General features: G+C 59.6%; 12 protein-coding genes and 1 pseudogene. 4 read left to right on the top strand and 9 right to left on the bottom strand.

What is annotated here, in order from left to right; translation table 11 throughout:
- Positions 1 to 51 precede the first annotated feature (51 nt).
- The 3 genes and pseudogenes from RBH22_RS14685 (at position 52) to RBH22_RS14675 (ending at position 3,043) form a co-directional block, all read left to right on the top strand.
- On the top strand, positions 52 to 1,341 hold the full coding sequence (locus RBH22_RS14685; protein WP_306678023.1) for an orc1/cdc6 family replication initiation protein: 1,290 nt from the start codon (positions 52 to 54) through the stop codon (positions 1,339 to 1,341).
- An 874-nt stretch (positions 1,342 to 2,215) separates the two neighbouring features.
- A pseudogene (locus RBH22_RS14680) lies at positions 2,216 to 2,347 on the top strand (HNH endonuclease); the annotation flags it as partial.
- A gap of 30 nt (positions 2,348 to 2,377) precedes the next feature.
- On the top strand, positions 2,378 to 3,043 hold the full coding sequence (locus RBH22_RS14675; RefSeq protein WP_306678022.1) for an HNH endonuclease: 666 nt from the start codon (positions 2,378 to 2,380) through the stop codon (positions 3,041 to 3,043).
- Between the two features lie 3 nt (positions 3,044 to 3,046).
- Here the strand turns inward: RBH22_RS14675 and RBH22_RS14670 are convergent, their stop codons facing one another.
- Entirely contained in the window at positions 3,047 to 3,424 is a 378-nt protein-coding gene (locus tag RBH22_RS14670) for a hypothetical protein (RefSeq protein ID WP_306677980.1), read from the bottom strand.
- 310 nt (positions 3,425 to 3,734) lie between these two features.
- Positions 3,735 to 4,313, bottom strand: a complete 579-nt coding sequence (locus RBH22_RS14665; RefSeq protein WP_306677979.1) for a hypothetical protein — start codon at positions 4,311 to 4,313, stop codon at positions 3,735 to 3,737.
- A 119-nt stretch (positions 4,314 to 4,432) separates the two neighbouring features.
- Between RBH22_RS14665 and RBH22_RS14660 the strand changes: the two genes are divergently transcribed.
- Positions 4,433 to 4,843 carry a helix-turn-helix domain-containing protein gene (locus RBH22_RS14660; RefSeq protein WP_306677978.1) on the top strand — a complete coding sequence of 137 codons (411 nt, stop codon included), beginning with the start codon at positions 4,433 to 4,435 and terminating at the stop codon, positions 4,841 to 4,843.
- 116 nt (positions 4,844 to 4,959) lie between these two features.
- On the opposite strand, the gene RBH22_RS14655 is transcribed toward RBH22_RS14660, so the two are convergent.
- From RBH22_RS14655 to RBH22_RS14625, 7 genes are all read right to left on the bottom strand, one after another.
- Entirely contained in the window at positions 4,960 to 6,546 is a 1,587-nt protein-coding gene (locus tag RBH22_RS14655) for an AAA family ATPase (RefSeq protein ID WP_306677977.1), read from the bottom strand.
- 238 nt (positions 6,547 to 6,784) lie between these two features.
- Positions 6,785 to 8,755, bottom strand: coding sequence for a hypothetical protein (locus RBH22_RS14650; protein ID WP_306677976.1), 1,971 nt, complete (start codon positions 8,753 to 8,755; stop codon positions 6,785 to 6,787).
- A gap of 78 nt (positions 8,756 to 8,833) precedes the next feature.
- Entirely contained in the window at positions 8,834 to 11,218 is a 2,385-nt protein-coding gene (locus tag RBH22_RS14645) for a DUF87 domain-containing protein (protein ID WP_306677975.1), read from the bottom strand.
- Positions 11,219 to 11,281: 63 nt separating this feature from the next.
- Positions 11,282 to 12,787 carry a hypothetical protein gene (locus tag RBH22_RS14640; protein ID WP_306677974.1) on the bottom strand — a complete coding sequence of 502 codons (1,506 nt, stop codon included), beginning with the start codon at positions 12,785 to 12,787 and terminating at the stop codon, positions 11,282 to 11,284.
- Complete coding sequence (locus tag RBH22_RS14635) at positions 12,784 to 13,242, bottom strand: hypothetical protein (RefSeq protein WP_306677973.1); 459 nt, start codon at positions 13,240 to 13,242, stop codon at positions 12,784 to 12,786. The genes RBH22_RS14640 and RBH22_RS14635 overlap by 4 nt, the downstream gene beginning before the upstream one ends.
- Entirely contained in the window at positions 13,243 to 13,413 is a 171-nt protein-coding gene (locus tag RBH22_RS14630; protein WP_306677972.1) for a hypothetical protein, read from the bottom strand. It lies immediately after the preceding gene.
- Entirely contained in the window at positions 13,410 to 13,811 is a 402-nt protein-coding gene (locus RBH22_RS14625; protein ID WP_306677971.1) for a hypothetical protein, read from the bottom strand. The genes RBH22_RS14630 and RBH22_RS14625 overlap by 4 nt, the downstream gene beginning before the upstream one ends.
- Positions 13,812 to 13,814: the final 3 nt, after the last annotated feature.

Here is a 13,814-nt window from a genome sequence, read left to right as displayed (position 1 = left end):
GCACGCGATGAAGGAGATTCAGCGGAGAACACGCAACGCTCCATCCGCGATATGCTCGATGAGGAGGGTGGTGCATCGGTTTTCGACAACAGGGATCTCGTCGAGCCGGATACGATCATCGACGAGGAACGGATCGTTGGTCGTGATGACCAGCTCGAGTCTGTCGTCTCGTTCCTGAAACCCACCCTGCAGGGGAATCGGCCGCCGAATATGCTGTTGTACGGTCCAGCAGGCACCGGAAAATCCCTCATCATTGGAGCTGTTACAGAGCAAATCATCGATCTCTGTAAATCGAAGGGAGAGCGCTTCGGCGTCATCTCGATCAATTGCCAACCGATCAATACGCTCGACCAAGCGGTCTACGAACTCGTTCAGACCGTCGCGAAGAACGTGGGCGCAGAGGTCGGTGTTCCTGAGACGGGAGTGTCGACCAAACGCAAGTACCGCCGCCTATACGAACTTATCAACGAGAATTATGACTCAGTCATTTTCATTCTCGACGAGATTGACCTCCTAGTCGGTCGACGCGCAAACGACGAGCCGGCCTACTCGAAACTTCTCTACCAGCTCTCCCGTGCGAGCAATTCGAACGATATCGAGGGACGGGTCTCAGTTGCGGCGTTGACGAACGATCCGAAGTTCATGGAGAACATCGACGGGCGTGCAGAGAGTTCATTCAATCCACGAGACGTCTACTTTCCCGATTACGACGCCAATCAGTTGCGCCAGATTCTCAAAAACCGGCGCGACGCCTTCCGGCCAGATGCACTCGAAGATGATGTGATTCCACTGGTGGCGGCGTTCGCAGCGCAAAGCCACGGTGATGCTCGGAAGGCCATCGATCTGTTTCGCGGTGCTGGTGATCTCGCTGACGAACGCGGGGATGAGGAAGTTCGCGAGGAACACGTCCGTGAATCTCAGGAGGAGATCGACAAGGACCGATCACTGAAACTCGTCGAGGGGTTGACGACCCAGAAGAAGATATCCCTGTATGCGACAGCAGCGGTCGCCCGGCACTCCAGACGATCGGGGAGTTCAGTTCCGAGTCCAGTCGGGTTCAAAGTCTATCAGTGGGTCACTGACGAACTTGATGCCGATCAAATGACCCGAGAAACCTACGTCAAGTACGTGAAGGAGCTCTCCACGTATGGATTGATTTCGACGTCAAGGAAGAGCCGCGGACGTGGTGGTGGGATGTACATGGAGTTCACGTTCACGGGTGATCCAACAGCGATTATGGATCGGATCGTCGAGGACACGAGACTGGAAACCATCGGTGGCCAGGATGAGCTCCTCCAGTCGGTCGTCAATGCTCAGTTGAACGAATTCCACGAGAAGTAAGAGCCATCTCCAACGTCGTGACGGTGTTTCTATGGATACAGCACTCCCCATCATCGAAGTGTAATCGGTTATTTTCTCGGGGTTACACGTCGATAGCGCTCGAATCACGGCAAGGCCCCATCAAACTGGACGAGATTGTTCTCGGGTGGTCGATCCACGGATGAATTTTGATTACGGGGAGGGCGTGAACCCCCTCCCCCCGTCATCGATGTGTAAATCCTCACCAGAGGGAGGGTACAGAGGACGAGGAGCAAGAGGCGGATCGGCCAGAGAGGCCACGAGAGCCCCAGTCTCACGGGAAAGAGACACTAAAACAAACACGATTAGGAAGCTGTTCCCCGCTCGGTACGTCGGAGTTCCACTCCTCCGAACCTTCGCAGTAAGCGATATTGCGGTTATGGTACTGATGGGTGGCATATAAAACTTCGTCAGACTAGTGATAGTCGTAGAATATGTGATAATTCTCCTGTCTCGGCGTCTCTTCGTCCTGTTCGTGGCGCTTCCGACCTCTCTCGGCTGTTCTCGTCTCTGACCCCCTTCCGCCCTCGAGAGTTTACACATCGATGACGGGGGGGGAGGGTTCCGAGTAATCGACAAGGGATCGTGTCCACCCCCTTCGTGATCACTCGCTACTCTCGTGGATTCACGGGGGCGATATACTCGTTCTTCCAAGAATCGCCCTCCCGCCACATCTTGTGCTTCATATCACATACCGCTCTAACTGACCCGGATGGAGATTAACCATACCGACACTCGTGAGGTCACAACTTCGACGTAGTGTCCTGTCGATAGCTGCGATGAGGTCTTCGACACGAAGCACGGTGCCCGTGTCCACTTCCGGTACCATCCTGCTGATGAGAAACAAGAAGCGCTACTCACCGCACTCCGTGAGCTGAACGACGATCTCGGTCGACCTCCGACAACTGGCGAGATGGACGCTATGGGGGCGTTTAGCGTTTCGACCTATCAGAATTACTTCTCGACGTGGACTGACGCTGTACAGTCGGCAGGGCTAGAACCTCACCGCAACCGTGATTTGAAGCAGTCCGATCTTATCGACGATGTTCACAACGTGGCCGCCAGGGTTGATCGGACACCGACCTCTAAAGACGTGATAACACACAGCCAGCATAGTATTCGATCCTACACGGAGCAGTTCGGCTCATGGAATCAGGCGCTTCGAGCTGCCGGGTTTGAACCGACGACCTTTCGAAATCTTACACCCGACGAGCTATTACACGAACTGAAGCGACTGCATGATGAACTCGGTCACGTGCCTTCTTGCAGCGATATGGACGACTGTGGTTTGTATTCCTCGGGAACCTACTGGGCACGTTTTGACTCGTGGAACCAAGCAATTCGCTTAGCCGGATTCAAACCTCCTCGGAGCGCCAAAGAATCTTGGACCAATTACTATGGCCCCGGCTGGGGATCACGACGCGAAAGCATTATCCAGCGCGATCGGAATTCGTGCAGAGTCTGTGGAATATCACGTGAGGATGCGAAAATAGAGCTGAACGTCCACCATATTCGACCTGCTCGTGCCTTCGTATCTGATGACGGTGTTGATTACGCCAGAATGAATGACCCGTCAAATTTGATTACGCTTTGTTGGGGATGCCACATGTCATTTGAGGGACTGTGGCAAGATGCCACACCCGATGAGTTCGTCCAACGCGCTAAGGAAACACTGAAGAAGTGACTCTCACTGCTTTGGGTTGACTGGTGCAATGTACTCGTTTTTCCACGTATCGCCCTCCCTCCATTGAAAATAATAGTAGTGATAGCCGGGCTTCGTCTCCTTCACCGTGATGTACGCGCCACTCGTCGGGACGTCTTCGTAATCGTCTGGATCCGTCGAGATCTCGCGCTCGTCGAGCTCCTCGAGTTCTTCCTCATCGACCTCTTCCTCGGCTCGTCGACGCTCGAGTTTCTCGTGTCGCTGTCGTCGTTTCCATTCCGCCAGATCAGCCGCGTACGTCGCAACTGCTTCCAGCCGTTCCGGAGATTGGTTTTCGAGTGGTTCGCGAAGATACTTCGGCAACTCCGGTGCGGGCGGTTTCTCCGGGACGTCTTCGGCCATAGTTACCCCACGAGTGGCGTATTATATCAATCTGTGGGGTAACTTTGAGATTTGACGATGTTCACCCCCCGTCATCGAAGTGTAAGCTGGCTTGATACGCCTTGATACGGCTGAAAAACCGATATTCGATCTTCGACGACGTCGGACAGAACACTGATACCTCACTTCATCACTCCTCGTCGAATGGAACTGTTGGATCGACTGAGGTACTCAGGGCGGTTCGAGATTCAGCGTTTACCCCACGAGCTACAATCAATGTACTGTGTGGGGTAACTCTGGCCAGTACTGCCTGCTCCAGTTATCTTCTAGCTCAGGGGATGTTATCGACACACTCGACGAGATCCTCTTCGGTAGTCCACCGATAGAGTCGGCCGTGGTCCTCGAGCATCTCGAAGATTGCCGTCTGCATCCCGCTATACGGGTTTTCGACGTCGACGCCAGTCTCGATGTCGTCGGGATCGATGCCGTCGTACTCGCGCTGACAGACGTGTGTTTTCGCGAAGTACTCCTCAAGGGCAGTGAAGTAGCCCTGTTCGACGAGGAAGCCGCCCTGGGCGTGTTCGGCGACGCCGACGATGTAGTCAGTGTAATCGGCGAGTAGGCGGAACTTGAGATAGGTGTTGACCCACTCGCTCCGGATGTCGACCATCAGAAACGCGTAGGCGTCGGGCCGTCGATTCAGCCGGTCTTTGACGAGCTGGAGCCGGCGGATCTCCGGCTGGCCGTAACTCCCGAGGACGAAATACGCGCGGTCGGCCGAGAAGATCGGCGACAGTTCGGCGACACTCCCTTTCAGCGCTTCGTACTCCTCGGGAGTGAGCGAGGTCTCGTGGAGGTACGCCTCGGCGCGCTCGACGAGGTCCTCCACCGTCTCCGTCTCCTCGCTCATATGGCGTGCCTCTCGTCGAGGGGATTTCAGTGTGCCGACCGAGTCGGTCAGCGTATCGCTTCAGACTGATTCGTATTTCGGCGAAACGCTTTAGCCCGTACTCCTCGAAGATGCGTGTGATGAGCACCCCCGACGAGGCCACGAGCGATCTCGACACGGTTCGCGAGCGACTCAACGTCGTCACCCAGGAGACGCGATTTTCGCTCATCCAGGACATCCTCGGGCATCCGTCGGGGCTGCCGACGCTGAAGGAGCTGGACTACGTCAATCCGAGCCGGAGTCAGACGACGATCCGCCAGCATCTGCAGCGCCTCGTCGACGCGGGCATCGTCGAGAAAGTCGAGCTCCCCGAGGACCGGCGGCAGAACGATCTCCCGTACACGTTCTACGGACTCAGCGAGGATGGACGTCGATTCCTCGAGGACCACAAGCTGCTGCGCGCCGAGGAGACGCTCCGAGAGATCTACGACCGGGTTGAGAAGACTGCCGAGATCGAGCGCTACGAGACCGCCCCACGTCCTGATCGGTGAGTGATTCGGCTATCCGACGATGACGATACAGAAAGTTACCCCACAGTGTTCAGGCGCTTCTACTTAGTGGGGTAACTCTGGGGAGAATATCGCTCACGGACTCCGGCTACCAAAATCTACTGAAAACCGACTGTAGAGTCGTCGTCGAATACGTTCTCCGAGAAAGATTCGTCCTCATCAGAGCGATCGACGCCGGAGGTCGGTCTAGGGCGAATGTCTTCGGTCATAGCATCGAGTTCTTCGGGAGTGGGGAAGTCCTCAACCGAGACTGTTTGAGCATCCCGTCGTGCAGCTCGGCGTTTGGCATCTGTGACCAGTTCCTCGATATCAGCACCGCTGAGACCGGCAGTGTGACTCGCGAGCTGTGCCAGCTGGTCCCCGGTGAGGTCGTGTGGAACTCCCCTCAATTTCGACTGGAAGATCGCGTGACGGCTCTCCTCTTCAGGAAGTCCGATCTTGACGTGCGTCGCGAGTCGGCCAGGGCGAAGAATCGCGGGGTCGATGTCTTCCGGACGGTTCGTTGCGCCGACGACGATGGCCGTTCGATCGTCGGCGGTGAGATGGACAAGCAGCTCACTGGTGATCTTTCTATCCTCGGCGTGCGCGCCCCCAGCGCCGACATCGCGACCGCCAAACAGGTGTTCGGCCTCGTCGAAGAAGATGACGCAGGGACCGATTGACTCGGCTTCTTCGAAGAGCTGGCGGACCCGCTGAGGACCCTCGTTAATCCACTTGCTGGTCACGTCCGCCGGGCCTAGCTCAACGAACGGGATATTGAGTTCACCAGCAAGAGCCCGGGCGAACATTGTTTTGCCCGTTCCCGGGGGTCCATAGAAGAGAATTCCTCGCGACGGTTCGATCCCGAACCGATCGTATCGGTCGTCACCGCGTGCCGCTGCCTGGACCGGCTGGAGGACCTCTTCTGCGAGTCGTTCCTTTACTTCGTAATAACCGGCGACGTCGTCGAAGCCGATGTCCGAGCGGGTCCAGTTGTATTCGAATTCTTCAGAGGCGGGTAGTTCAACCCGCGCCCGAGACGCTTCTGAGCGTTGTTGCCTCTCTGTAGTCCTATGCTGGAGAGTAGAGAGTTCGTCTATATCGGTTGAATCTTCTGCACTGGTATTTTCGGGCTGATCTGCTCTCCTGATCTGGCTGATCCTTTCCCTATCCACAGAGGGACGGAAATACTGTCCGGTGGCGTAGTAATATCCATTCTCTCCTCGTGGATCATAGTACGTCACTGCAACGGCGAGTGCTGCTATTCCTAGACCGAGAGCCGATTGAACCTGCGAGTCACTGGGAAAGAGTACAGTGAGGAAGCTTAGCTGTGAAATCGACGACGCAACTATCGTCATGCCTTCTGCGAGGAGGAGGAGTACTACAAACAACTGGTAGACTAACGCAAACGGATAGAGTCCCATGGTGCCGACTGAATCAAGGACCGGGACCCCGAGTCCCCCTGCGATGTGGACTATCAGAATTCCAATTCCTAATGCGACGACTGCGGACGGTGGAAAATCAAGGAGGGATGTGATCACCCACATATGAACCATCGCCAGTATCGTCCAAGCGACCATGAAGAACAGTCGATAAATCCCTCGCTTCTCATGTTCTCGCTCCATAACTCGATAAGTCGCGTACTCGACGACGGCAAAGAAGCCGAGGAAGGCGATGACGGCTAACACAGTCTTGAGGATACTCATCGGAGCAAATACCCAGTGTCAGGCAGTCCGTGAATGGCGGGTGTTGCGATCTGCGCGAATGGAGCGCGCTGGGATTCGAGGGTCATGTGGGCCGCGGCGTGTGTCGGTACGACTACTGAGAACGGCATCGACGGGCGTTCACAGTGGTCTATGCTTCTTTCATGCCGGTACTCGACTATAACTTCTCGCCCCAGACGGCCGATACAGACTTCGACAAAAGGTGATCGACAGGATGAATTCACATGGACTCCGACTGTCCCCCTCCAGTGTCATCATCCCACGGCGGAGTCGAAGCCTGTCCCGGTCCCTCTTCTTGTCGGACCGTCCAGTCGATATCGGGCTCGTTGGCCGAGTCGGCGAGTTCGTCGCTGGCTCCGGGTCCGATGAGGTGCTTCCCACCTCGCTGCCCCATGTTGTACGCCGCATAGGGACTCCGTGTCATCGCTCCAGCGAAGACGATTCCACTAGCTTTCCCAGCTTGGACACCGGTCTTTCCTACGTGCTTGCCAGCACGACCAGTGGAAATAGCCGCCTGTCCGGGGGTCTTCGCGACGGTTTGAGCTGCTCTGATTCGCTTGATACTCCGGGACGATTTGGATGCATCTTCTCTGAGCGTCGCCGCTCGTTGTCCGAGATCCTGAGCTCTGTCGTTGAGATTAATCGTCGTCTCTTCACCCCCTGCGGTCTCGTAGGTCACCTTGCCCTCTGCGTCCGGAGATAGAGTTGAAATTCCCTCCGCAGGTTTTTCGGTATCAGATAGTATTCCACGATCGGAGGCCTCGGTAACATCGAATTCCCCGTTCTGGTATGACTCGGTCAGGAAGTCCCGGTTCGTGTCCGCTTCGTCCGCAGCGTCCAGGTTCTGACTAATCGCTTTCCGATGGCTATCGATGCTTTCTGTACCGATTGCTCGCCGAACACCAGCTACGCTACCTCTCTTCGTTTTGGATCCCAATTTCTTAGCTGTAGAACTAGCCCGTCCAGCATGAGATAGTGCTGCTCCAACTCTAGGCGCGCTAGTGACCTTGTTCCGGGCGTAGTCCAAGTCCTTCGAGAAAATACCCGGTGCAGTGTCAACACCGTCCTCCACTGCCGACTCTCGAGTCCCGAGAGCATCCGATACACTACTACGCATCGTCCCGCCAATCGTTGAGTTCCCGGTGGCCGCAGATGGATCTGCAGCAGTGCCGCCGGATGTTGCACCAGAGGATCCGGCTGACGATCCCCCACTCCCTCCTCCACTTGTACCGCCAGAACTCGACTTCGAAGCACTACTCACGGCCCCCGAGCCTGCGCCGGCGCCGACGGCAACAGCCCCGACACCTGTGGCGGCGATCGCGGCGGCGACGGTCATCGTGAACGCGGCGTCGACGCCGAGGGGCTGCCCAGCCCACCCGATCGTCTTCCAGATGACGACAAACAAGACGATCGGGAAAATCAGTGCCAGCGCCGCCGACGTGTAGAAACTGGCTACGTCCCCACTCGCAGAGACTCCACCGGTCGCGATCACGTTGAACACGCGCATCACGAGTGCAATGATCGGTCCCACGAGCAGGGCATAGACTCCCATCCGGAGCCACGTCGCCGCGAAATTGCTGATCGACTTCATCGGTCCCCAGTTCGCGTACCACAATACCGCGAAGAAGGGCGCTCCGACGGCGACCGTGACGACGATGAACTGCCGGAGGACTAGCAGCACCGACGCGATGATCGTCGCGATGAACATCAGGGGGACCGCGACGAGGAGTGCGATCACTTCGACGCCTAGCCCGAGCGTCGAACCCCAACTCCCGCCGAGGTCGGCATTGAACGTGAGGACGAACGTCGGCGGAGCGAGCGCGTTGGTCACCGCGTTCGACGCCTCGATGAGGAAGCCGAACAGCGGCTGAGAGATCGCGATGAAGAAGATCACCGCGACCACGCGAGCGACCATGTTCCACAGCGAGGTCTCGCGGTCCTGACTGAACGGCATCGCAATCAGTCCCCCAGCGATCAGGATGGGTAACAGTGCGATTGAGAGCCGGAAGACGTCGTCCCACGCGGTCGTGACTTGGACGCTGGAAATGATCGAGGGCTCGATGGTCAACAGTGGCTTCAGCCCGAAATTGAACATGAAGTTGATCGCACTGACCAAGATCGAGCGGATGAACTCGAAGATGGCGCGGACGATCGCATCGGGAAGCCACCCTAGGTCCAAGAGGTCAGCCATCGACCCGGCCCTCCGGTGCGTCTGGGGATGACACACTCTTCGGCCACAATTGACCCGTCGCGACGCCCAGCCGTTGCCTCACGGTTCCTCCGTGGTGTGCCCGTTCGTAACCGCGCCTGACCCCGAATTAGGCTCGACATCCGTGTCGGGTTCGACGACATCGAGGTCGACAGCGTGGGCGTCTTCGTGATCGGTCTCCATCGCCATCTGGAGGTCCATATCGCGGTTCATCACGTGCGGGAGGTCGGTCATCTCGAGGTCCTCGTGGAACGCCGGATCCGGGACCGTCCCGTCACCCTCGACGAGGTCGATCCCTTCGACATCGGCGAGCCAGTCCCACGGATCGAGCTTGTCGTCCAAGACGGTATGCTCGAACGGGCCGCTTCGGATTTCGAGGCGGCGTCGGCCGTGGACGCTGGTCGCGAGCAGGCACTCCGAGTAGTCCGAGTCCTGTCCACGGGCTGCGGTCTGGATGAATCGGATTTCATCGGTCGAGAATCCGTAGTAGTCGGCCGTCTCCTCGGAGACCGACTCGGCATAGAACAGGCACTTCACGTCACAGTTCTCGTAGACCTCGCGGCGCTCGTTCGTCCGGACGAACTCGTGGGCGGTCTGGCTCATCAGCGTCAATCCGGCCTCGTAGTGGCGAGCATGGCGGATGTACAGGTTGATGAGATCCCGAGCTGCGGGCCGCCCGAGCAGGTAGTGAGCCTCGTCGAACGTGACATCCACCTTGTAGGGTGACTGCTTTGCCTCGAGGTAGGCCCACGAGAGCATCGCGTGGAGGATGAGCGGCATCTCGCCGGTGTCGGCGAACGAGCTCATGTCCATCACGACCAGCCGGGAGGAGAGATCGAGGTTCGTCTGTCCGTTCAGATTGTGGTTGATACCGCCCGGTTTGAACGATTCAAACTTCGGCTGGAGGTTCCGGGCGAGTTCTTGGTGATGGTCGGTCGGGGTGACGATCGTATCCGAGATCGAGATACCGCCTCCGTGGAGCGGTCCCGATCCGTCACGGACCTCCGCTTCGTCGGCGTTCGGCAACCCATAGGACTGGAACTGTCCGAGTTCGACCCCGTCGATGACGCCCGCCTCGTGGGCGGCCTCAAGGCCGCCGGCAGCGATCACGTTGACGCCACGAATGAGATCGTCGAGCGTAGGCGACTCCCGCGCGTAGGTGTCGAATTCCCCGAGAATGATCCCCTTCGAGATGTAGGCGTAGTGTGCTGCTTGGATGAGAATGCCCTCCTCGCCGGCGGACATGCCGTCACGCTGGTCGAAGTGAGTGTGGAGCATCTCGATGACCGACCGAATCGTCAGCGCGTAGGTGTCGTCGCCGTTCTCCTGTTCGGCATCCGCCGGCGGCGAGATGTCCATCGGATTGACGGTGTAGTTCCCGCCGAAGCGGATCACTTCGCCGCCGAGGGACTGTGCGAACCGCGGGTAGTCGTCACCAGCCGGGTCAAACAGGATGCACTGGACGTTCGGGTCCGCGAGCAGTCGCCGGTAGATCTCCAGCTTCCGGAAGTAGCTCTTTCCCGACCCCGTCTTTCCCGAAATCGCCATCGAGTGGCCCGACAGCGCGTAGCGGTCGAGGATCACAGGCCGCTTCGTATCGTCGAACCCGAACAGGACGCCCTCGGGATCGTAGATTGACGGCTCGACGAGGTTGAAGAACGTCCCCAGCGCCTCGAGCTGGATCGGGTGCGTGTTGTCGATGGTGTCGCTCGCGAGCGGGGCGACCGATCCAACGGCCTCTAGTTGCTGGTGTTTCACCGGGCTGAGGTCGACGTCCTGTTCAGCGAGGATCGCCTCCACCCGGTCGAGCATCTCGTCGAGGTCCTCCTGCGTGTCGGCGACCAGTTCGAGGTAGATCGCAACGTCGTAGAGCTTGGTCGTCCCGCGGATGGTGTTCCGCAGGAGCCGTTCGAGGTCCTGCCGTTCGAGTTCGTCTTGGTAGGTGTCGGTCCGCCCGCGCTTTTGTTTGACCGACAGCGAGGTCACGGCCTGGGTGTACCGCTTCTGGAGCTGTCGGCGGACATCCTTCGCGGCCCGCGGTTTGACGTGAAGCGAAAGTCGGAGGTCGACGTCGGCGAGCGTCAGCGGCACCAGCCAGCCGAGACCGACCTTCCGTGGGAAGGAGGTGACCGTGAGGATCTGCGAGATGCGGTCGTCGCGCACCTGGAACTTCGGGTAGTCCTGGACGACTCGGGGAGCGATGAGCCGCTTGTCGAGCTCGCCGCGCTCTTTCAGCGTCTCCATCGGAGTGGCGAGGTCGACGTCCTCTGCCTGCAGCTGGTAGGCCGCCCACTCGATGTTCTCGGTGGTGGTCTCGCGGTCGAGCAGCGCGAGGTAGTCGAGTGCGTGGCGCGTTTCGTCGCCCGAGAGGTCGTCGATCGGCCGACGTTCGGCCGACTCGTCTGCCGTCTCGTTACTGAATGCCTGGGTGAGTCGTTTGATCATCTGCTAATCTCTCTGTGTGCGGTCGGAGTGGTCGGTCGCCGGTACAACTCCTGAGTGAGGGGCTCAGACATCGGTTCCCTCCGGCGACCCCGTTCCACCGTGGTCCTCGTCGACGGCCGTGGAAGCTGCGTTACCGACATCGCCGTCGATCTCATTGAGAGCGCTACGACGGGCCCGGAGCGCGAGCGCGACGCCCACGACGAGCAGGAACAGCCCGGCGGCGTACACCTCGACGACGAGGGCTGTGGTCCCAGTCGGTGTGCTGGTCCACTGCGCTGGATACGCCCGCTCGAACAGGCCGACAGCGACGGCTGTCACGCCGACGCCGGCGAGGCCGATCGCCGTCGATCGGCGGCCCGAGGGAAGCAGAACGACCAGACTCAGCAGGAACGTCGGCAGGCTCCCGGCTGCGAGCCCGAAGGACGCCTCTCGGACGAGCAAGTACGGAATCTCTCCGACCTGACCACTTCCGAGAAACGCACCGAGGGACGCGATCGCGAACAGCATCGCCATCGCGAACAGCGTCACACCGGCATACACCGACAACGGCGAGTGGTAGTGCTTTCCGCGTCCGATTGGCGCGATGGTCCGGGCGTACCACGCCAGGAGCCGGGAGTTGTCGACCTGGTCGATGTAGTCCTCTTGGACGCGGCCGCCATACGGCAGGTCACCCGTCGACTCGGGACGCGGCTCGGGCTCAGAATCCAGATCGGTCAGCTTAGCCTCCCGGTCGGCCTCTCCGAAGGCCGTCGTGAGGTCGAGCGGTTGGCCAGTCGCCGGGTCGGTCAACGTCGTTTCGTCCGGCCGCGTGAAGACGCCGTGTTCGAACGCGATCGGCGCCTCTTGGCCTCGGTAGACCTGATAGAGGATATCGAGCACGTCGGCGCGGTCGTCGAGGATGGTCGTCTCGACCTGCGTGCGGGGCAACTGCGAGGCAACACGCTGGACACGAGCCCACACCTCGTCGAGGTACGGCGCTTCGTCGTCGACGGCTGTCGAGCGATCCCAGAAGGGAAGCGCGTCGGCGATGAAGTCGAATCGTCCGACTTCCTCATCTTCGCCCTTCCTGACCGCGACGGCGACGAAGAATCGCCGGTCGCGAACGTTTGCAAGCGCGATCGTCCGGTCCAGCCATTCGGCGTGGGCGATCCGACCGTACTCGAGGAGCGGTGAGTCGGTCACCCGGTCGCTAGCCGACCCGACCGGTGTCCCGCCATCGGTGGCCGGTTCGTCCGTGTCATCCCGAGCGTCGACGGCCGATGTCGGCTCTCCAGTCGGTGCGCCTGGAGCGTCCACCCCGACGAACTTCTCGATGTACTGGTCGCCGTTGAACCGGGTGGTCAGCGTCAGGAACTGCGTCGGGAACTGCAGGCCGCGAAGGAACGTCATGTACGAGACGTACAGGCTGTTCCGCCGTTCTTCCGAGAGCGTGAGCCACTCCCGAGGCTCGACTTCGATCAACATCGTGTACGCCGTCGGCGTCTCGATGACCCCACCGTCACGAACGTTCTCGAAACCGAGCAAATCGAGCGTCGAGCCGCCACCCTCTCCCCCGCTTACAGGGGTCACGGTCTGTCCTCCGCGGTCGATCCGTCGATATCCGGCCGAGTGCGTTCGAACCCACCCGGGTAGGCGAGGTCGACGCCCTCGATATCTACTGTCCGGTCGGCGGTTCTCATCGGTGGCGTCGTAATCCACTCGTCCTGCGTGACGCCGGCACCGAGATCACCGTCCTCGGGGTCCGGGTGCCGCCAGACGTAGACGTTCGAGCCGGTTTTGTACTGGAAGACGGCGTGCGCGTACCGCAGGGGGCGCTGGCCGGGCGGTGTCTTCAGGAAGATCAGTCCGCCAATGCCGATCCCGAGAGTGAACAGCGGGAAGGTGAACAGCAGTGGAAAGCCGATGGTGTAGAGAACAGCACACGGGGCGAGCGGGATGGCGAGCGACTCGGCGAGGCGCTTCACTGAGAAGCCGAGAAATTTCGACTCCAGCAGGTTGCTCGCGACCGGGACGGGGTCAGGCATCTACTCGCCCTCCTCGGGGCAGGCCTCTCCTGACGGGAGGACTCCACCGGCTTCCAGCTGCTCGGCCCCCTTGATCAGCATCCCCCGCCAGTTCACACCGTGGCGCTCGCGAACGGCTTCGAGCCGCTCGAACTGTCGGTCGTCCTTGATGACGATGCGGGTAGAGGTCATCGCTCGACCCTCTCTCCGCCGAGCTCGACAGCGCCGCCGTCCCCGGGGTTCGACTCGGCCTCGGCTGTCCGGAGCGTTCCATTCGCGTCAAACAGGCGTGGATCGAGCCGGCGGTCGGTAGTGGCCGTGTCCGGTCTGGATGATTCATGCGGCTCGCTATCGGTGGGCGGTTCGACGGATCGATCACCGCGGTCGGCGACGTCCGGCTCGGACTGTCGGCGTTCGCGAGCCTGGTTATCCGGTGCGAGCGCGAACCTGAGTTCTCGCCCCTCGAGACGCTTGGCGCCCTGGATCAGCATCCCGCGCCACTGGACACCGTATTTGTCCCGAATCGCCCGGAGTCGACGGTACTCCGCCTCGCTTCTGAATTGAATCTCGATTTCAGGCATTCCACTCACCGG

Origin of the sequence: Halobellus sp. H-GB7 (assembly GCF_030848585.1) — an archaeon.
GTDB classification, from domain to species: domain Archaea; phylum Halobacteriota; class Halobacteria; order Halobacteriales; family Haloferacaceae; genus Haloquadratum; species Haloquadratum inordinatus.
The sequence above is the reverse complement of the archived record's forward strand: the minus strand, read 5'-3'. Positions and strand labels throughout refer to the sequence as shown.

Bases quoted from the DNA above. Each gene is read 5' to 3' on its own strand.
- RBH22_RS14655 (WP_306677977.1), bottom strand. From the start codon at position 6,546: ATGAGTATCCTCAAGACTGTGTTAGCCGTCATCGCCTTCCTCGGCTTC.
- RBH22_RS14635 (WP_306677973.1), bottom strand. From the start codon at position 13,242: ATGCCTGACCCCGTCCCGGTCGCGAGCAACCTGCTGGAGTCGAAATTT.
- RBH22_RS14660 (WP_306677978.1), top strand. From the start codon at position 4,433: ATGAGCACCCCCGACGAGGCCACGAGCGATCTCGACACGGTTCGCGAG.
- RBH22_RS14645 (WP_306677975.1), bottom strand. From the start codon at position 11,218: ATGATCAAACGACTCACCCAGGCATTCAGTAACGAGACGGCAGACGAG.
- RBH22_RS14685 (WP_306678023.1), top strand. From the start codon at position 52: ATGCTCGATGAGGAGGGTGGTGCATCGGTTTTCGACAACAGGGATCTC.
- RBH22_RS14630 (WP_306677972.1), bottom strand. From the start codon at position 13,413: ATGACCTCTACCCGCATCGTCATCAAGGACGACCGACAGTTCGAGCGG.
- RBH22_RS14650 (WP_306677976.1), bottom strand. From the start codon at position 8,755: ATGGCTGACCTCTTGGACCTAGGGTGGCTTCCCGATGCGATCGTCCGC.
- RBH22_RS14670 (WP_306677980.1), bottom strand. From the start codon at position 3,424: ATGGCCGAAGACGTCCCGGAGAAACCGCCCGCACCGGAGTTGCCGAAG.
- RBH22_RS14665 (WP_306677979.1), bottom strand. From the start codon at position 4,313: ATGAGCGAGGAGACGGAGACGGTGGAGGACCTCGTCGAGCGCGCCGAG.